This window comes from Streptomyces sp. NPDC091682, assembly GCF_044756625.1.
In the GTDB taxonomy this organism is placed as follows: domain Bacteria; phylum Actinomycetota; class Actinomycetes; order Streptomycetales; family Streptomycetaceae; genus Streptomyces.
On sequence record NZ_JBIVTH010000004.1, the window covers coordinates 128948 to 143439 of the forward strand.

13 protein-coding genes are annotated in these 14492 nt (G+C 70.9%); 10 read left to right on the forward strand and 3 right to left on the reverse strand.

Annotated features, from left to right (window positions below):
* The first annotated feature begins 123 nt into the window (after positions 1-123).
* On the forward strand, positions 124-1098 hold the full coding sequence (locus tag ACIQK6_RS11255; protein ID WP_329100268.1) for a DUF5926 family protein: 975 nt from the start codon (positions 124-126) through the stop codon (positions 1096-1098).
* A 181-nt stretch (positions 1099-1279) separates the two neighbouring features.
* Here ACIQK6_RS11255 and ACIQK6_RS11260 read toward each other — a convergent pair whose 3' ends face one another.
* Positions 1280-1852, reverse strand: a complete 573-nt coding sequence (locus ACIQK6_RS11260) for a hypothetical protein (protein WP_329100267.1) — start codon at positions 1850-1852, stop codon at positions 1280-1282.
* Positions 1853-1961: 109 nt separating this feature from the next.
* The gene (locus tag ACIQK6_RS11265; RefSeq protein WP_329100266.1) at positions 1962-2729 is read right to left on the reverse strand and encodes a bifunctional DNA primase/polymerase; all 768 of its coding nucleotides are present in this window, start codon (positions 2727-2729) and stop codon (positions 1962-1964) included.
* Positions 2730-3126: 397 nt separating this feature from the next.
* Between ACIQK6_RS11265 and ACIQK6_RS11270 the strand changes: the two genes are divergently transcribed.
* Both ACIQK6_RS11270 and ACIQK6_RS11275 read left to right on the forward strand, forming a co-directional pair.
* On the forward strand, positions 3127-4683 hold the full coding sequence (locus ACIQK6_RS11270) for a PP2C family protein-serine/threonine phosphatase (protein ID WP_329100265.1): 1557 nt from the start codon (positions 3127-3129) through the stop codon (positions 4681-4683).
* Between the two features lie 137 nt (positions 4684-4820).
* Positions 4821-6287: an aminopeptidase P family protein gene (locus ACIQK6_RS11275; RefSeq protein ID WP_329100264.1), complete on the forward strand. Its 1467-nt coding sequence runs from the start codon at positions 4821-4823 to the stop codon at positions 6285-6287.
* A gap of 102 nt (positions 6288-6389) precedes the next feature.
* On the opposite strand, the gene ACIQK6_RS11280 is transcribed toward ACIQK6_RS11275, so the two are convergent.
* The gene (locus ACIQK6_RS11280) at positions 6390-6833 is read right to left on the reverse strand and encodes an ATP-binding protein (RefSeq protein WP_329100263.1); all 444 of its coding nucleotides are present in this window, start codon (positions 6831-6833) and stop codon (positions 6390-6392) included.
* A 210-nt stretch (positions 6834-7043) separates the two neighbouring features.
* On the opposite strand from ACIQK6_RS11280, the gene ACIQK6_RS11285 reads away from it, so the two are divergent.
* From ACIQK6_RS11285 to pheA, 7 genes are all read left to right on the forward strand, one after another.
* Positions 7044-7886, forward strand: coding sequence for a hypothetical protein (locus tag ACIQK6_RS11285; protein ID WP_329100262.1), 843 nt, complete (start codon positions 7044-7046; stop codon positions 7884-7886).
* Between the two features lie 108 nt (positions 7887-7994).
* A complete protein-coding gene (locus ACIQK6_RS11290; RefSeq protein ID WP_329100261.1) occupies positions 7995-8720 on the forward strand; it encodes a YcnI family protein in 726 nt (241 codons plus the stop codon).
* A gap of 69 nt (positions 8721-8789) precedes the next feature.
* Complete coding sequence (locus ACIQK6_RS11295; protein ID WP_329100260.1) at positions 8790-9443, forward strand: SCO family protein; 654 nt, start codon at positions 8790-8792, stop codon at positions 9441-9443.
* The gene (locus tag ACIQK6_RS11300; RefSeq protein ID WP_329100259.1) at positions 9440-9919 is read left to right on the forward strand and encodes a copper chaperone PCu(A)C; all 480 of its coding nucleotides are present in this window, start codon (positions 9440-9442) and stop codon (positions 9917-9919) included. The genes ACIQK6_RS11295 and ACIQK6_RS11300 overlap by 4 nt, the downstream gene beginning before the upstream one ends.
* Before the next feature lie 21 nt (positions 9920-9940).
* Entirely contained in the window at positions 9941-11995 is a 2055-nt protein-coding gene (locus ACIQK6_RS11305; RefSeq protein ID WP_329100258.1) for a copper resistance protein CopC, read from the forward strand.
* Positions 11920-13278 carry an iron uptake transporter deferrochelatase/peroxidase subunit gene (efeB, locus tag ACIQK6_RS11310; RefSeq protein ID WP_402694711.1) on the forward strand — a complete coding sequence of 453 codons (1359 nt, stop codon included), beginning with the start codon at positions 11920-11922 and terminating at the stop codon, positions 13276-13278. The genes ACIQK6_RS11305 and efeB overlap by 76 nt, the downstream gene beginning before the upstream one ends.
* A gap of 42 nt (positions 13279-13320) precedes the next feature.
* A complete protein-coding gene (gene pheA, locus ACIQK6_RS11315) occupies positions 13321-14256 on the forward strand; it encodes a prephenate dehydratase (RefSeq protein WP_329100256.1) in 936 nt (311 codons plus the stop codon).
* The last annotated feature ends 236 nt before the right edge of the window (positions 14257-14492 follow it).

Genomic DNA, 14492 nt, shown 5'->3' on the forward strand with positions numbered 1-14492 from the left:
GCGGCCGTCCGGGAGCGCACGCCGACCGTGCTCCCGGCCGCACCCAACCGGTTCCGGCGGTACGAACGGCTAGGCTCGCGCCCAGACACGACGCCGTACCGCCGCAACCGGGAGACACGCACGATGGCCAAGAAGCGCCCCGCAGCCAAGACCGCAAAGCCGCAGCTCAACAACGGTGAGATCCCCGTCGTGGGCGCCCGCGAGCCCTGCCCCTGCGGATCCGGCCGCCGCTACAAGGCCTGCCACGGCGCAGCCGCCGCGCACGCCGTCACCGAGCACGTGCGACGCCCCTTCGAGGGACTGCCGGGTGAGTGCGACTGGGTCGCCCTGCGCGAACTGGTGCCCGCCGCCACCGTCCCGCTGTCCCTCAAGGGCGGCCTGCCCGAGGGCGTCCCCTCCGTCACGCTGGTGACCGTACTGCCCATGGCCTGGCCGGCGCTGCGCCGCGAGGACGGGTCCGTCCTCCTCGGCCTGCAGAACGACTCGTCCTCCGGAGACCTCGGCCGCGACATGGCCGACACCCTGGAGCGTGCCCTCGTAGCGGAGCCCGGTACGCCGGTTGCCGCCCGCCGGGTTCCCGCCGAGGGTCCCCGACTTCAGGATCTCCTGGACGCCGACGGCGGTTTCGAGCCGGTTGTGCACACCGGGTTCGAATTCTGGATTCCGGAATCCGAGAGCGCCCAGAACGCCTCCCCGGAGATCGCCGCCTCACTGGAGCGCGCCAACGCGGCTGCCATTCCCACCGTCAAGCTGACCGGCGTGGACGCCGCCTACTGGTGCGAGACGCCGGACAAGAACCACCTGCGCTGGGTCATGCCGCACCCCGAGGAGAAGCTGCTCGACGCCCTCGCGCGGCTGCACGCGGCCGGTACCACCTCGCTCGGCGAGGGCACGAAGCTCGTCGGATCCTTCCGCGCCCACGGTCTCATGGTTCCCGTCTGGGACCTGCCCACCGGGGTCACGGCCGACGACGTCGAGAAGCCCGCGGCGGAGTTCGCGGAGCGGCTGGCCGGGGCTCTGGCCACGGACGCCCCGCTGACCACGGAGGAGCGCCGGGCGCGTGGCGGACTCACCAACCGCCAGGTGACGCTCAGCTGACCGAGCGCCCGCGCGAAGCCGGTGACCGGAGTCACAACTCCCGCTAATCGTCTGCAAATCGGTGTCTGAATATCGGAGATCGAATTTGCGAACAGGCGATCTCTTGTTACCGTTCTTGTAGCCCGGTCGCTGGTGCATCCCCCGTCGCCAGCGACCGGGCCCTTGATTTTCAGGGGTGCGGTCAACCGTCACCCGGCACCGGTGAGTTGCTCCCGGACCTCAAGAGCAGTTCCCCTTCATCATCCGGAACTGCAAACTCCGCTACAGCCGAGTAACTCTCCGGATCGCCCGCCGAGACTTCCTTCGGCGTCTCGCACAAGCCCGGTTCGTCGCCCGCGCCCACCGCACACCGGATCTGTACCGTGCGCCCGGCCGGACCCATCACCGTCAGCGCGGCGTCCAGCGCGCGACCACTCGTGTTCCGGTAGTAACTCCGGCCCCATGTCTGGCCTTCACCGATCAACACACAGGTTTGTGCCTCCACCCCGTGCGGTGACAACAGTTCGGGGCCGCAGTGGGAATCCGTACGGGGCCGTTCGGCCGGGCCGGGTTGCTGCGGGCCAACCGTCGGCGCCGAGCGCGCGGGCGCCGAGGGAGATGTGCGGGAGGAGGCCGAAAGCCCGAGTGTCGAGAACAGGCCGCCACCTTTTCCGTCCTCCTGACCGGCGAAATCCGGCTCGGCGATCGCCCCGGCGAGCGGGAGCGACAAGATGATCAACACACCGGCGCCGATACCGATCAGGCGGAGATTCATTTGCCGAAGATAGCGAGGAGGGAATGGGGCGCGGAGATCCCCGCGCCCAATTCCCTTGGAAACTCGCCCCACCGACACCCGTACGAGTGATCCTCACAGGCCCGGCACGTCAGTACGCCAGCCTGCTACCGCCGCCCGGCGCACCGCTGCTGGCCTCGACCAGCGCGTCCAAGACCGCCTCGATCTCGGGCAGCCAGAGGTTTCCCGCCCGCGCCCGCGCCTGCGGCAACTGCGCGTGCGCCGACCGCGCCCACGGCCGCTGCACCGCCGCCTGCGCCCGCGGCTCCCGTTCCCAACGCACCTGGCCACCGCTGGACGCGGCGGACGGCGGCAGCAACAGGTAGCCGCCCTCACCGTGGAAGCGCAGGGAGGAGGGCACGTGGTCCTTCGCGTACAGGAGTTCACCGAGCCGCTCCAGCGAGTACGGCGCCACCAGCAGTGCCCAGCGGGTGGGCGTGGCCACGACCGGACCGAGCCGCATGCCTTGCGCGTCCAGTCGTACGAGGGCGCGCGCCGCCGCGCCCGCCGGCAGGCTCACCGCGCACGGGGCGGTCCCGCCGGTGGCCATCAAGACGGGGGCGGCGGGCCGGTTGGTCCACCACCATTCCACCATCCGGGAGTCGGTGGTGGCGGCGAGCAGTCCGGGATCGAAGGGATGCGCGCCTGGGACGGCGCAGTCGGGGTCGGGGCAGGCGCATCGCTTGCCGTCCGTCCCGGACCGACCGACGCCGGGCAGGACGGGCCACTGCCAGGTGGTGGCGCAGACGAGCGCCGCATCGAGGAGAGCGGACGTGCTGCCGCTCTGTCCGGGGTCGGGGCGCAGGGATTGAAAGCGATCGCGGAGCCGCTGGAGACGCCTTCCGAGGATCTCGCGCATGTGCGCTCGTTCCTTTCCGTTGAACGCCGAGGGCCACATCACACCATGTAACCGATTTCTCACCACACGTACAGGTTTCGCGTCACTGTCCGCCAGAAGCAGGTTCACACGGTTCGTGCAGTCTTCTTTCAGGTCCATCAAACGTCCCGCGGGGGTGGAGCGCGACCCGCGCCGGCCACCGAGATCGGCGGCCGCCGCTAAGGACGACGGCCCGCGCCGGGTGGTTCCGTGCGACGCCAACTGGCCTCGCACATCACCGAGTACGTACCCGAGGCCCCCGCGGAGCCCGCTCAGTCGATCGCAAAAACCGACCGCTTCCCGCTTTTTCCGGCCAAGTTCTAGCCTTGGCTCGACGGTGAGTTGCCGTCTCACGGACACCAGGATTCCCACCGGGGCAATGCTGGACATGCATCCATGTGTGCGTGTAGATGTGGATTCCTTGATGGCGGCGCAGCACGATCTGGGGGTTTGCGATGCTATTTGGCGAATCGCACCAGGTGGAAAGGCGGACGCCATGAGCGCCCCGCATCTGCCGAAAGTGGCTGGAATCGATCCAGCAGCAACCGCGTCGCCGCACACTGCGGCGCCCGCGCCCGCCCGGACCACCCCCGCACCAGCCCCTGCGCCCGGCGGCCCGGGCAGTGTCATCCAGGACCGGCTGGCGGGCATGGTCTCGGACCTCACCACCCTGCACGAGCTCACCGAGCGCCTCGCCCGTACCAGTGACCTCAACACCTCGCTGCGCGAATTCCTGCGCGCCGGAGCCTCGCTTGTCGGCGCCCGCCGCGGTCTGGTCGTCCTGGAGCCCTCCGACGGACTCGGCCCGACCAGCACGATCGGCCTCGGGCTCGGCCACGCGGAGCTCGGCCACATCGAGACCGTGCCGCGCAGCGCCACCTCCTACGGCCGGATCCTCGACGGTCTGCCGGACGCACAGGGCGGCTCCGATTTCCTGCCCGAACCGGGCGCGCCCCCCGGATCCGGGGGCTTCGCCGCCCCTGTGGACCCCCGCCACCGTGAGGTCGCCGCCCGGCTCGGCTACGCCGCGAGCTACTCGCTCCCCCTCACCGCCGAGGCCACCGGTCGGCTCGGCGCGGCCGTCTGGCTCTACGACGAGCAGGCCGAGCCGAGCGACCGCCAGCGCGACCTCGCCGGGCTGTACGTGCGGCACGCCGCGGAGCACCTGGCCCGGATGTTGGAGGTGGAGCGCTCCCGCTCCCACCTGGCCACCGTCTCCGAGGAGCTGCTGCCGAGCCGGCTCCCCCGGATCCCCGGGGTACAGCTCGCGGCCCGCCACCACACGGGGCCGCTCGGCGGGGGCGACTGGTACGACGCCCTGCCGCTGCCCGAGGGCGCCCTGGGACTGGCCGTCGGCTCCGTCACCGGATCCGGACCGAGCGCCGTCGCCGCGATGGGGCGGCTGCGCGCATCGCTGCGCGCCTACGCCGTCATGGAGGGCGAGGACCCCGTAGCGGTCCTGTCCGACCTGGAGCTGCTGCTGCGCCTCACCGAACCGGCCCGTGCCGCCACCGCCCTCTTCGCCTACTGCGAACCCGCCGGGGGGCCGCAGTCCGAAGGCCGGGGCAGCAAGATCATCCTGGCTGGTGCCGGACACACCCCGCCGCTGCTGATCGGCGAGCACCGCACCGAGTACGTGGAGACCTCGCTCTCCGCGCCGCTGGGCATGCTGTCCTGCTGGGAAGCGCCGAGCGTGGAGATCGAACCTGCACCCGGAGAAACGGTGCTTCTCTACACTGACGGGCTGCTGCACCACACCGGCGACCCGATGGACCGGGCGTACGCCCGGCTGCACGCCGCGGCTGCAGGGGTCCCGCGCAGCGTCCGCGAGGACCCGGCAGCCCTGTGCGAGCACATCCTGCGGACCGTGCTGCCCGGCGGGGTGCCGACCGATGCCCCCGAGGACATCGTGCTGCTCGCGGCCCGGTTCGAATGAGACGCGGAGCCCGTTCGAGGCCCGGAGCCCGTTCCGGATCGTGATGGATTCCACGATCCGGAACGGCTCTCTACGCACACGCATACGATGGATGCGGTCCACACCCAGGTCCGTACCGTCGTAGCTGAGGAGAAGACGTGGCTGACGAGCTCACCCCGGAGACCCCGGAAGAAGAGCAGCCCAAGAAGACGCACAAGCAGCGCAAGAACGGTCTGTACCCGGGCGTCAGCGACGAACTCGCCGAGAACATGCGCAGCGGCTGGGCCGACACCGAGCTGCACGGGCTGGAGCCCATCGCCCAGGCCGCGCACACCCTCGCCCGCCGCGACGCGCTGTCCCGGCGCTTCCCGGGCGAGCGCCTCGTCATCCCCGCGGGCCGCCTGAAGACCCGCTCGAACGACACCGAGTACCCCTTCCGGGCCTCGACCGAGTACGCGTACCTCACCGGCGACCAGACCGAGAACGGCGTCCTGGTCCTGGAACCCACCGGGCCGGCCGGTCACACCGCGACCGTCTACCTGCTGCCGCGCTCCGACCGGGAGAACGGCGAGTTCTGGCTGTCCGGCCAGGGCGAGCTGTGGGTCGGCCGCCGGCACTCCCTCGCCGAGGCCGAGCAGCTCCTGGGCATCCCCGCGCAGGACGTCCGCAAGCTCGCCGAGGCCCTCACCGAGGCCGAGGGCCCGGTCCGCGCCGTGCGCGGCCACGACGCGGTGATCGAGTCCGCCCTCACCGACAAGGTGACCAAGGAACGCGACGAGGAACTGCGCGTCTACCTCTCCGAGGCCCGCGCCGTGAAGGACGCGTTCGAGATCGGCGAACTGCAGAAGGCCGTCGACTCCACCGTCCGTGGCTTCGAGGACGTCGTGAAGGTCCTGGACAAGGCCGAGGCCACGTCCGAGCGCTACATCGAGGGCACCTTCTTCCTGCGCGCCCGGGTCGAGGGCAACGACGTCGGCTACGGCTCCATCTGCGCCGCCGGCCCGCACGCCTGCACGCTGCACTGGGTCCGTAACGACGGCGACGTCCGCTCCGGTGACCTGCTGCTGCTCGACGCCGGTGTGGAGACCCACTCCCTCTACACCGCCGACGTCACTCGGACGCTGCCGATCAACGGCGCGTACACCGACATCCAGCGCAAGATCTACGACGCGGTCTACGAGTCCCAGGAAGCCGGCATCGCCGCGGTGAAGCCGGGTGCGAAGTTCCGCGACTTCCACGACGCCTCCCAGCACGTGCTGGCCGAGAAGCTCGTCGAGTGGGGCCTGCTGGAGGGTCCGGTCGAGCGCGTCCTGGAGCTGGGCCTGCAGCGCCGCTGGACCCTGCACGGCACCGGCCACATGCTCGGCATGGACGTCCACGACTGCGCCGCCGCGCGCACCGAGGCGTACGTCGAAGGCACACTGGAACCGGGCATGTGCCTGACCGTGGAGCCGGGTCTCTACTTCCAGGCCGACGACCTGACCGTGCCCGAGGAGTACCGCGGCATCGGCGTCCGGATCGAGGACGACATCCTCGTCACGGAGGACGGCAACCGGAACCTGTCGGCCGGGCTGCCCCGCGCCTCGGCCGACGTCGAGGCCTGGATGGCGCGCCTGAAGGGCTGACGCCCCCGCGTCGCATACGGGTGGGCGGGATTCCTGTGGGGGGTCCCGCCCATCGGCGTTCCCAGCACACCCGACCCAGCAGGCTTACGGCGCTTACGACGCCTACGACACCTTCAGCAGCGTGTCGTCGCGCCACTTGAGGATCTTGTCGAAACTCACCACCGCGCCGCGGCCCGGCCGGTTGCGGAAGCGGACGTGATCGGCGAGTTCGGTGATCAAGTGCAGGCCCCGGCCGTGTTCGGCCAGAGAGGGTCTGCGGCGGGCCACCGTCGCGGGCGGGAACCCCGGACCGGAATCGGTCACCTCGATGCGGCAGCAGTCCCCGTCCAGATAGGCCGCGACGTGGTACGCCTCGCCATCGTCCGGGATTTCGCCGCCCCCGCCGTGCTCCACCGCGTTCGCACACGCCTCGCCCAGCGCCACCGAGAGATCGAAGGAGATGTCCGGGTCCACCCCCGCGGTCTCCATCGTCCCCAGCAGCAATCGCCTGGCGAGCGGCACGCTCGCGGCTTCGCGCCTCAAGTGGAGAGACCACCAGATGCTCATACGGTTACCTATTGCCGCCCGCGAGGGGGCGTAAGCGCCCTGCGGCCGTCCGAGACCGCAATACGCCCGTTCGGCCGATGCGGCTTTCCCAGAGAGCGGTGTATGCGGCTGTCCGCAGGGGGCCCGGACGGTCCTCGCACAGAGGACTCATGTGGACCTTCCGGACCTGCCGTATGAAGGTCCTAAGCGCAGTGCGATGATGGCCCGGCCATGTCTGACCCCCATGCGACGCACGCCGGAGCCGGCCTCCGGCTGATCCGGGCCGCGGTGTTCACCGCGGTCTGTGTCGTGCTGTCCGCGACCGGGCACGCGCTGGCGTCCTGCGCCACCGTGCCCTGGTGGTCCCTCTGCCTCGGCTTCCTGGCCGTTTTCGCGGTCGCCGCCCCGCTCGCGGGTCGTCGGCGCTCGCTGCCCGGCATCGCCGCCGGGCTCGCCGCCGGACAACTCGGCCTGCACGCAATGTTCGGCCTCGGCCAGCACAGCGCCGCGGCCGCGCAGGCACCTGCCGGCTCCGCCGACGCCTCGCTCGCCGAGCTCGCCGCACGGCTGGTGTGCGGGGGCAACTCCGTACCGCTCAGCCCGGCCGACGCCCGGCAGATCCTGGAGGCCGCGGGCCTGGACCCGGCCGCCCTGGCCGAGCAGGCGGCACAGGTCGCGCAGGCCGGGCAGGTCGTGGCGCAGGGGCACGGCGCGCACGCGCACGTGGCCCGGGCCGTCACAGCGGCTCCCGCTACGGGCCTGTTCAGCCCGGCCATGCTGGCCGGGCACCTGCTGGCGGCACTCGCCGCGGGCTGGCTGCTCGGCCGCGGCGACGCCGCACTCTTCCGGCTGGTCGAGCTGTCCCGTCGCTCCGCCGAAGCCGCCCCGATCCGTCCGCTGCGGGCCGCACTGGCCTTCGTACGCGCCCTCGGCGCCGGGCTCCCGGGCTCGGCCACCCGTACCCCGCAGGACCCGCGGACCGGATCCGACCCCGCCCCCTGCACGGGGCGGGAAGCACTCCATCACACGGTGATCCGGCGCGGCCCACCCGTGGCACTCGCCCTCGCAGCCTGACGCGGCACCCTCCTTCCCGGACACAGAGCGGGATACCGGTGCCGCGAACTCCGCGCGCGCCCGTGCGCGGACCCACCGCCACCACTGCTTCCGTGGAGTGTTTCTGCCATGAAGACCTCTCGCGTCTCCATCGCCGCCGCCATCGCCGCCGGTTCCGTTCTCGTCCTCTCCGGCCCTGCCTTCGCCCACGTCGGCGTGCAGCCCGCCGGCGAGGCGGCCAAGGGCGGCTACGCGACGATCAACTTCAAGGTCCCCAACGAGCGGGACAACGCTTCGACCACCCAGCTGGAGGTCAACTTCCCGGTCGACCAGCCGCTCAGCTCCGTGATGCCGCAGGACGTTCCCGGCTGGACCGTGAAGGTCGAGACCAGTGACCTCGCCACGCCGCTGACCGTGCACGGAAAGCAGATCACCAAGGCCGTGACCAAGGTGACCTGGTCCGGCGGCAAGATCGAGCCCGGGAAGTTCCAGCAGTTCCCGCTCTCCGTGGGCAAGCTGCCCGAGAACGCCGACCAGATGGTCTTCAAGTCCATCCAGACGTACGACAACGGCGAGGTCGTCCGTTGGATCGAGGAGGCCAAGGAAGGCGCCGCGGAGCCGCAGAACCCCGCGCCCGTCCTGAAGCTGACCGCCCCCAAGGGCGATGACCACCACGGCGGCGGCGCGAAGGCCGACGAGCCGAAGAACGCCGACAAGGACGCCGAGCACGGCCACGACAAGGCCGCCGCAGAACACGGCTCCGACACCACCGCGCGCGTCCTCGGCGTCGCCGGCATCGTCGTCGGACTCGGCGGTGTCGCCTTCGGCATCGCCTCGCGCCGCCGCTCCGCCTGACCTGGCGTGCCCACGGGCGCTGCCCTTCCGAAACGTCCGTAGCATCCCCGATCCCAGGGACATTTCTTCATGCGCACCACACGTGTGACGGTCGCCGCGCTGCTCGCGGCGGCCGCACTCACCCTCACCGCCTGCGGCGGTGAGCCCGCCAAGACCGGCGGAGTCACCCAGATCTCCGGCGGTCAGAGCAACGCCAAGGCCGCGACCCTTCTGGATCGCCCCTTCACCAAGCCGGAGCTCGTCCTCACGGACACCACCGGCAACCCGTGGAACCTGCGCGAGCAGACCAAGGGCAAGCCGACCCTCATCTACTTCGGCTACACCAACTGCCCCGACGTGTGCCCGCTGACGATGAGCAACATCGCCGTCGCCAAGAAGGCGCTCCCCAAGGCCGACCAGGACAACCTCCAGGTCGTCTTCGTCACCACCGACCCTGAGAGGGACACTCCCGAGTCCCTCAGCGCGTGGCTCAAGTCGCAGGACCCGTCCTTCATCGGACTCACCGGGAACTTCGCGACCATCCAGGCCGCCGCACGCACGCTCGGCATCGGTATCGAGGCCGCCTCGACGGGAGCCGACGGCAAGGTCGTCTCCATGCACGGCGCCCAGGTCATCGCGTTCTCGCCCAAGACCGACGAGGGCTACGTCCTCTACGGCGAGAGCGCCACCGTCGATGACTACACCAAGGACCTGCCGAAGCTCATCAAGGGGGAGAACCCGTGAACGCCCGCACCACCCGCACCCTCGCCGCCGCCCTCTCCCTGACGGCAGTGCTCGCCATATCCGGCTGCTCCGGCAAAGCCGAACCGCAGCTGGTCGTCACGGGCGCCTTCATGCCGCAGCCCGTGAACGACAAGATGGCCGGCGGGTTCATGGTCATCGGCAACCCCACCGAAAACCCCGACAAGCTCATCGGCGCCACCTCTCCGCTCTCCGACGATCTCCAGATCCACGAGACCAAGGACCAGAAGATGCAGCAGGTCCAGTCAATGGACGTGCCGGCGGACGGTGAGCTCCGGTTGGAGCGCGGCGGCAACCACATCATGTTCATGGGGCTCAAGAGCACTCCCAAGGTCGGCGACAAGGTCGCCGTCGAGCTCCGCTTCGAGAAGGCCGGCTCTGTCAAGGTCGAGCTGGACGTGAAGGACCGGACGTACAACGCGCAGGCTCCGACATCCACGGCCGGCCACGGCCACTGACGGACCGAGGACTGACACGCCATGACGGCCACCGCCCCCGCCCCCTCCACGGCTCGCGCCACGGCATTGCTGCCGCGGCTCGCGCTGGTCCTCGCAGCCCTGCTGGCAACCCTGTTCACCGCGGCCTCACCGGCCGCGGCGCACGCCGCACTCACCGCGAGCGACCCCAAGGACGGGGCGGTGGTCGCCACGGCGCCCGCCCAGGTCACGCTCTCCTTCTCGGAGCAGGTCGCCATGGGCGACGACTCCATCCGCGTGCTCGACCCCCAGGGCAAGCGCGTGGACACCGGTGAACTACGCGACATGTGCAGCGGGAACACCATCCGCTACGGCACCGCACTGCACTCCGGGCTGCCGAACGGCACCTACACCGTCGCCTGGCAGGCCGTCTCGGCCGACAGCCATCCGATCTCCGGTGCCTTCACCTTCTCCATCGGCGCGCCCTCGGCCACCGATGTCACCCTGCCCACCGCACAGGCGGGCGGCGGGCCCGTCGGCATCGCGTACGGGGTCGCCCGCTACGCCGCCTACGCCGGGTTCACCGTCCTCGTGGGCGGTGCCGCGTTCATCCTGCTGTGCTGGCGCAGGGGGGCCGCCGAACGGCCGCTCCAGAAACTCGTAGTGCGCGCCTGGGTCACCCTGACCACCGCCACCCTCGTCATGCTGGTGCTACGGACCCCCTACACGGGGTCCGGCAACTTCTCCGATGTTTTCGATCTCGACGGGCTCCGGGCCGTCCTGCAGACCAAGACCGGGGCCTCGCTCGTCTCCAGGCTGCTCCTGCTGGGCGCGGCCGCCCTCTTCGTCGCGGTCCTCTTCGGCGTCTACGCGCGCCGCGTGGCGGGCCTCGGACCCGCTGAGGCCGACCGGGCCGAGGGAGCCGAGGGGGAGACCGACGGTGCCGATGAGGCCGGGAACCCGGACGACACCAGCGATCTCACCTTCGGGCTGGCCATCGGCGGCGCCGTCGTGTCCGGCGGTATCGCCGCCACCTGGGCCCTCTCGGAGCACGCCTCCACCGGGATCCAGCCCGGTATCGCCATGCCCGCCGACATCCTGCACCTGATGGCCGTCGCCACCTGGCTGGGCGGACTCGCCGCGCTGTTCGTCGCCCTCCACAAGGTCCCCGAGATCGAGCGCGCAGCCGTCCGCCGCTTCTCCCGAGTCGCCTTCGTCAGTGTCCTGGTGCTCGCCGTCACCGGCGTCTACCAGTCCTGGCGCCAGCTCGGCAGCTGGTCCGCCCTCACCGGCACCGAATACGGGCAGCTGCTGCTCCTGAAGATCGGCCTGGTCGCGGTGCTCCTCGGCATCGCCTACGTGTCCCGCACGTGGACCGCGCGGCTCGCCGATGCTCCCGCGGATGCCACGACCGCCGTCGCCGCCGTCGCCGCCGTAGGCCAGACCTCGGAGGATGTTTCACGTGAAACGGCCACCGGCGCCGCCTCGGAAGGCACCGGTGTTCCACGTGAAACAAAGCCCGTTCCCGTTCCTGTCCCCGCCGACCCGGAGCGTGCCGCCCAGCTCGCCCGGCAGCGTGCCGCACGCGAGAGCGCGCTGGAGAAGCGGGTGCGCGACGCCGACCCGGACCGCGCCGGCCTGCGCCGCTCGGTCCTCGCCGAGGCGGCCATCGCCGTGATCCTGCTCGCCGTCACCACCGTGCTCACCAGCACCGAGCCCGGGCGGACCGTGGAGCAGGAGACGGGCCGCGGTTCCACCGCCACAGCGGTCCCCGACCGGGCAGTCAAGATCACCTTGCCCTTCGACACCGGCGGTCCGAACGGCAAGGGCTCCGTCCGGCTCGAACTCGACCCGGGACGGGTCGGGGCGAACACCTTGCACCTCTGGGCCGACTCCGCTGACGGCGCCCCCTTCGACCTCCCCGAGGTCAAGATCGCCTTCACCCTTCCCGCCAAGGACATCGGCCCCCTGCCGCTCGTACCCGAGCAGGCGACCCCCGGACACTGGACCGCTTCCGGTGTCCAGCTGCCGCTCTCCGGTGAATGGCGCATCGACGTGACCGTCCGTACCTCCGACATCGACCAGACCACCGTCCAGAAGACCGTGAAGATCGGCTGACCAGCGTGACCGAGAGCAACCCCGACATCGAGATCTCCCGGCGCAGGCTGCTGGGTACCGTCGGCGCCGCAGGCGCCGTCGGGATCGCCCTCGGAGCCACCGGCGGCGCCCTGGCGCAGTCCGCTCTGGACGGCTCCGGGAGCGGCTCCGCTCCGGGAGCCGCTGGCAGTCTGGCCTCCCTGGGCGCCACCCAAGTGGCCTTCCACGGAGACCACCAGGCCGGCATCACCACCCCGCTGCAGGCCAAGGGGCACCTCATCGCCTTCGATCTCACCGCCGGGGCGGGCCGCGCGGAGGCCGCCGCGCTGCTGCGGCGCTGGTCCGACACCGCCCGGCGGCTGATGGCGGGCGAGCCGGCCTCGTCATCCGACAGCGGGATCGCCCTGGACGCCGGTCCGTCCTCCCTCACCGTCACCTTCGGCTTCGGTCACTCCTTCTTCGAGCGCACCGGCCTCACCGCCCGCCGCCCCGCTGCTCTCGACCCGCTGCCGGACTTCTCCTCGGACCGGCTGGACGCCCAGCTGAGCAACGGTGATCTGTGGATCCAGATCGGCGCCAACGACGGCCTCGTCGCCTTCCATGCCCTGCGTGCCCTGCACAAGGACGCCGGGGAGGCCGCCCGCGTCCGCTGGCAGATGAACGGCTTCAACCGGTCTCCAGGCGCCACCAGCAGCCCGATGACCGCCCGCAACCTGATGGGCCAGATCGACGGCACCGGCAACCCGAAGCCGGCGGAGCCCGACTTCGACAAGCGGATCTTCGTTCCCGGCTCGGGCCCCGGCCCCGCCGAGCACGCTTGGATGGCCGGGGGCTCGTACGCCGTCGTCCGGCGCATCCGCATGCTCCTCGACGACTGGGACAAGCAGTCCCTCGCCCAACAGGAGCAGGTCATCGGCCGCACGAAGGCCACCGGCGCCCCTCTTACCGGTGGCAGCGAGACCACCGAAATGGCGCTCGACAAGCTCGGCGCCGATGGGAAGCCCGTGATCCCGGCCAACGCCCACGCCCGGATCTCCGCCCCCGAACAGAACGGCGGGGCCGCCATGCTACGGCGTCCCTTCTCCTTCTACGACGGAATCGGCCCGGACGGCGCCCCCGACGCGGGGCTCCTCTTCGTCTGCTGGCAGGCTGATCCGCTGCGCGGATTCGTGCCCGTACAGCGCAAGCTCGACCGCGGCGACGCGCTGTCGACGTTCATCCGGCACGAGTCCAGCGGGCTGTACGCGGTTCCGCCCGGCCCCCGCAGCGGAGAGTACGTGGGGCAGCGGCTGCTCGAAGGATGAACAGCGACCCGGCGGTCGGCACCCCGGCATTAGGCTGATCGCATGTCAGCCACCCGCTTCACGTATCTCGGTCCCGAGGGCACCTTCACCGAGGCCGCCCTGCGCACCCTGCCGGAAGCCGCGACCCGGGAACTCGTCCCGATGGTGTCGGTCCCGGCCGCCCTGGACGCCGTGCGCAACGGTGAGGCGGCCGCTGCCCTCGTCCCGATCGAGAACTCGGTGGAGGGCGGGGTCACCGCCACCCTCGACGAGCTGGCCTCGGGCGAACCGCTGATGATCTACCGCGAGGTGCTGCTGCCCATCACCTTCGCGCTGCTCGTGCGGCCCGGGACGGCCCTGTCGGACGTCAAGACCGTCACCGGGCATCCGGTCGCCCAGCCGCAGGTACGCAACTGGCTGCGGGCGAACCTGCCCGACGCGGTGTGGGAGTCGGCCGCCTCGAACGCCGACGGCGCCCGGCTGGTCCAGGAGGGCCGCTTCGACGCCGCCTTCGCGGGCGAGTTCGCCGCCGCCACCTACGGGCTGGTCCCGCTGGTGACCGAGATCCACGATGCGGAGAACGCCGAGACCCGGTTCGTGCTGGTGGGACGCCCCGCCCGACCGGCCGCACCGACCGGCGCGGACAAGACCTCCGTCGTGCTGTGGCTCGGCGACGACCACCCCGGTGCGCTGCTGGAGCTCCTCCAGGAGTTCGCGGTCCGGGGGGTGAACCTGATGCTGATCCAGTCCCGTCCGACCGGACAGGGCATCGGCAACTACTGCTTCGCCGTCGACGCCGAGGGCCACATCTCCGACCGGCGGGTCAGCGAGGCGCTCATGGGCCTCAAGCGGACCTGCCCCCAGGTCCGCTTCCTCGGGTCTTACCCGCGGGCCGGTGTTGCTCAGAGTGATGTCCGGACTCCTCGGCCCGGGACTTCCGACGGTGACTTCACGGCTGCCTCCGACTGGCTGGGGCGTTGCCTCGACGGGCGGGCGTAGGACGTCGTCCACTATCCACAGAGTTATCCACAGGCGAAGATGGGGACCTGGGGACAAGTCGACAGAGTGGCATGACAAGGTCGACAAATCGCCCGGGAGACTCAGGTTTCGCTCTGGGGAGCGGGAGGTGAACGGTGTCACCCCCGCATCGCCGATCAACCCTTTGGGGCGAGTCATTCCCACCCGAATGAGTGTGTGAGGGTGGTTTGAACCCTGATTCACCCTGCCCATCCACC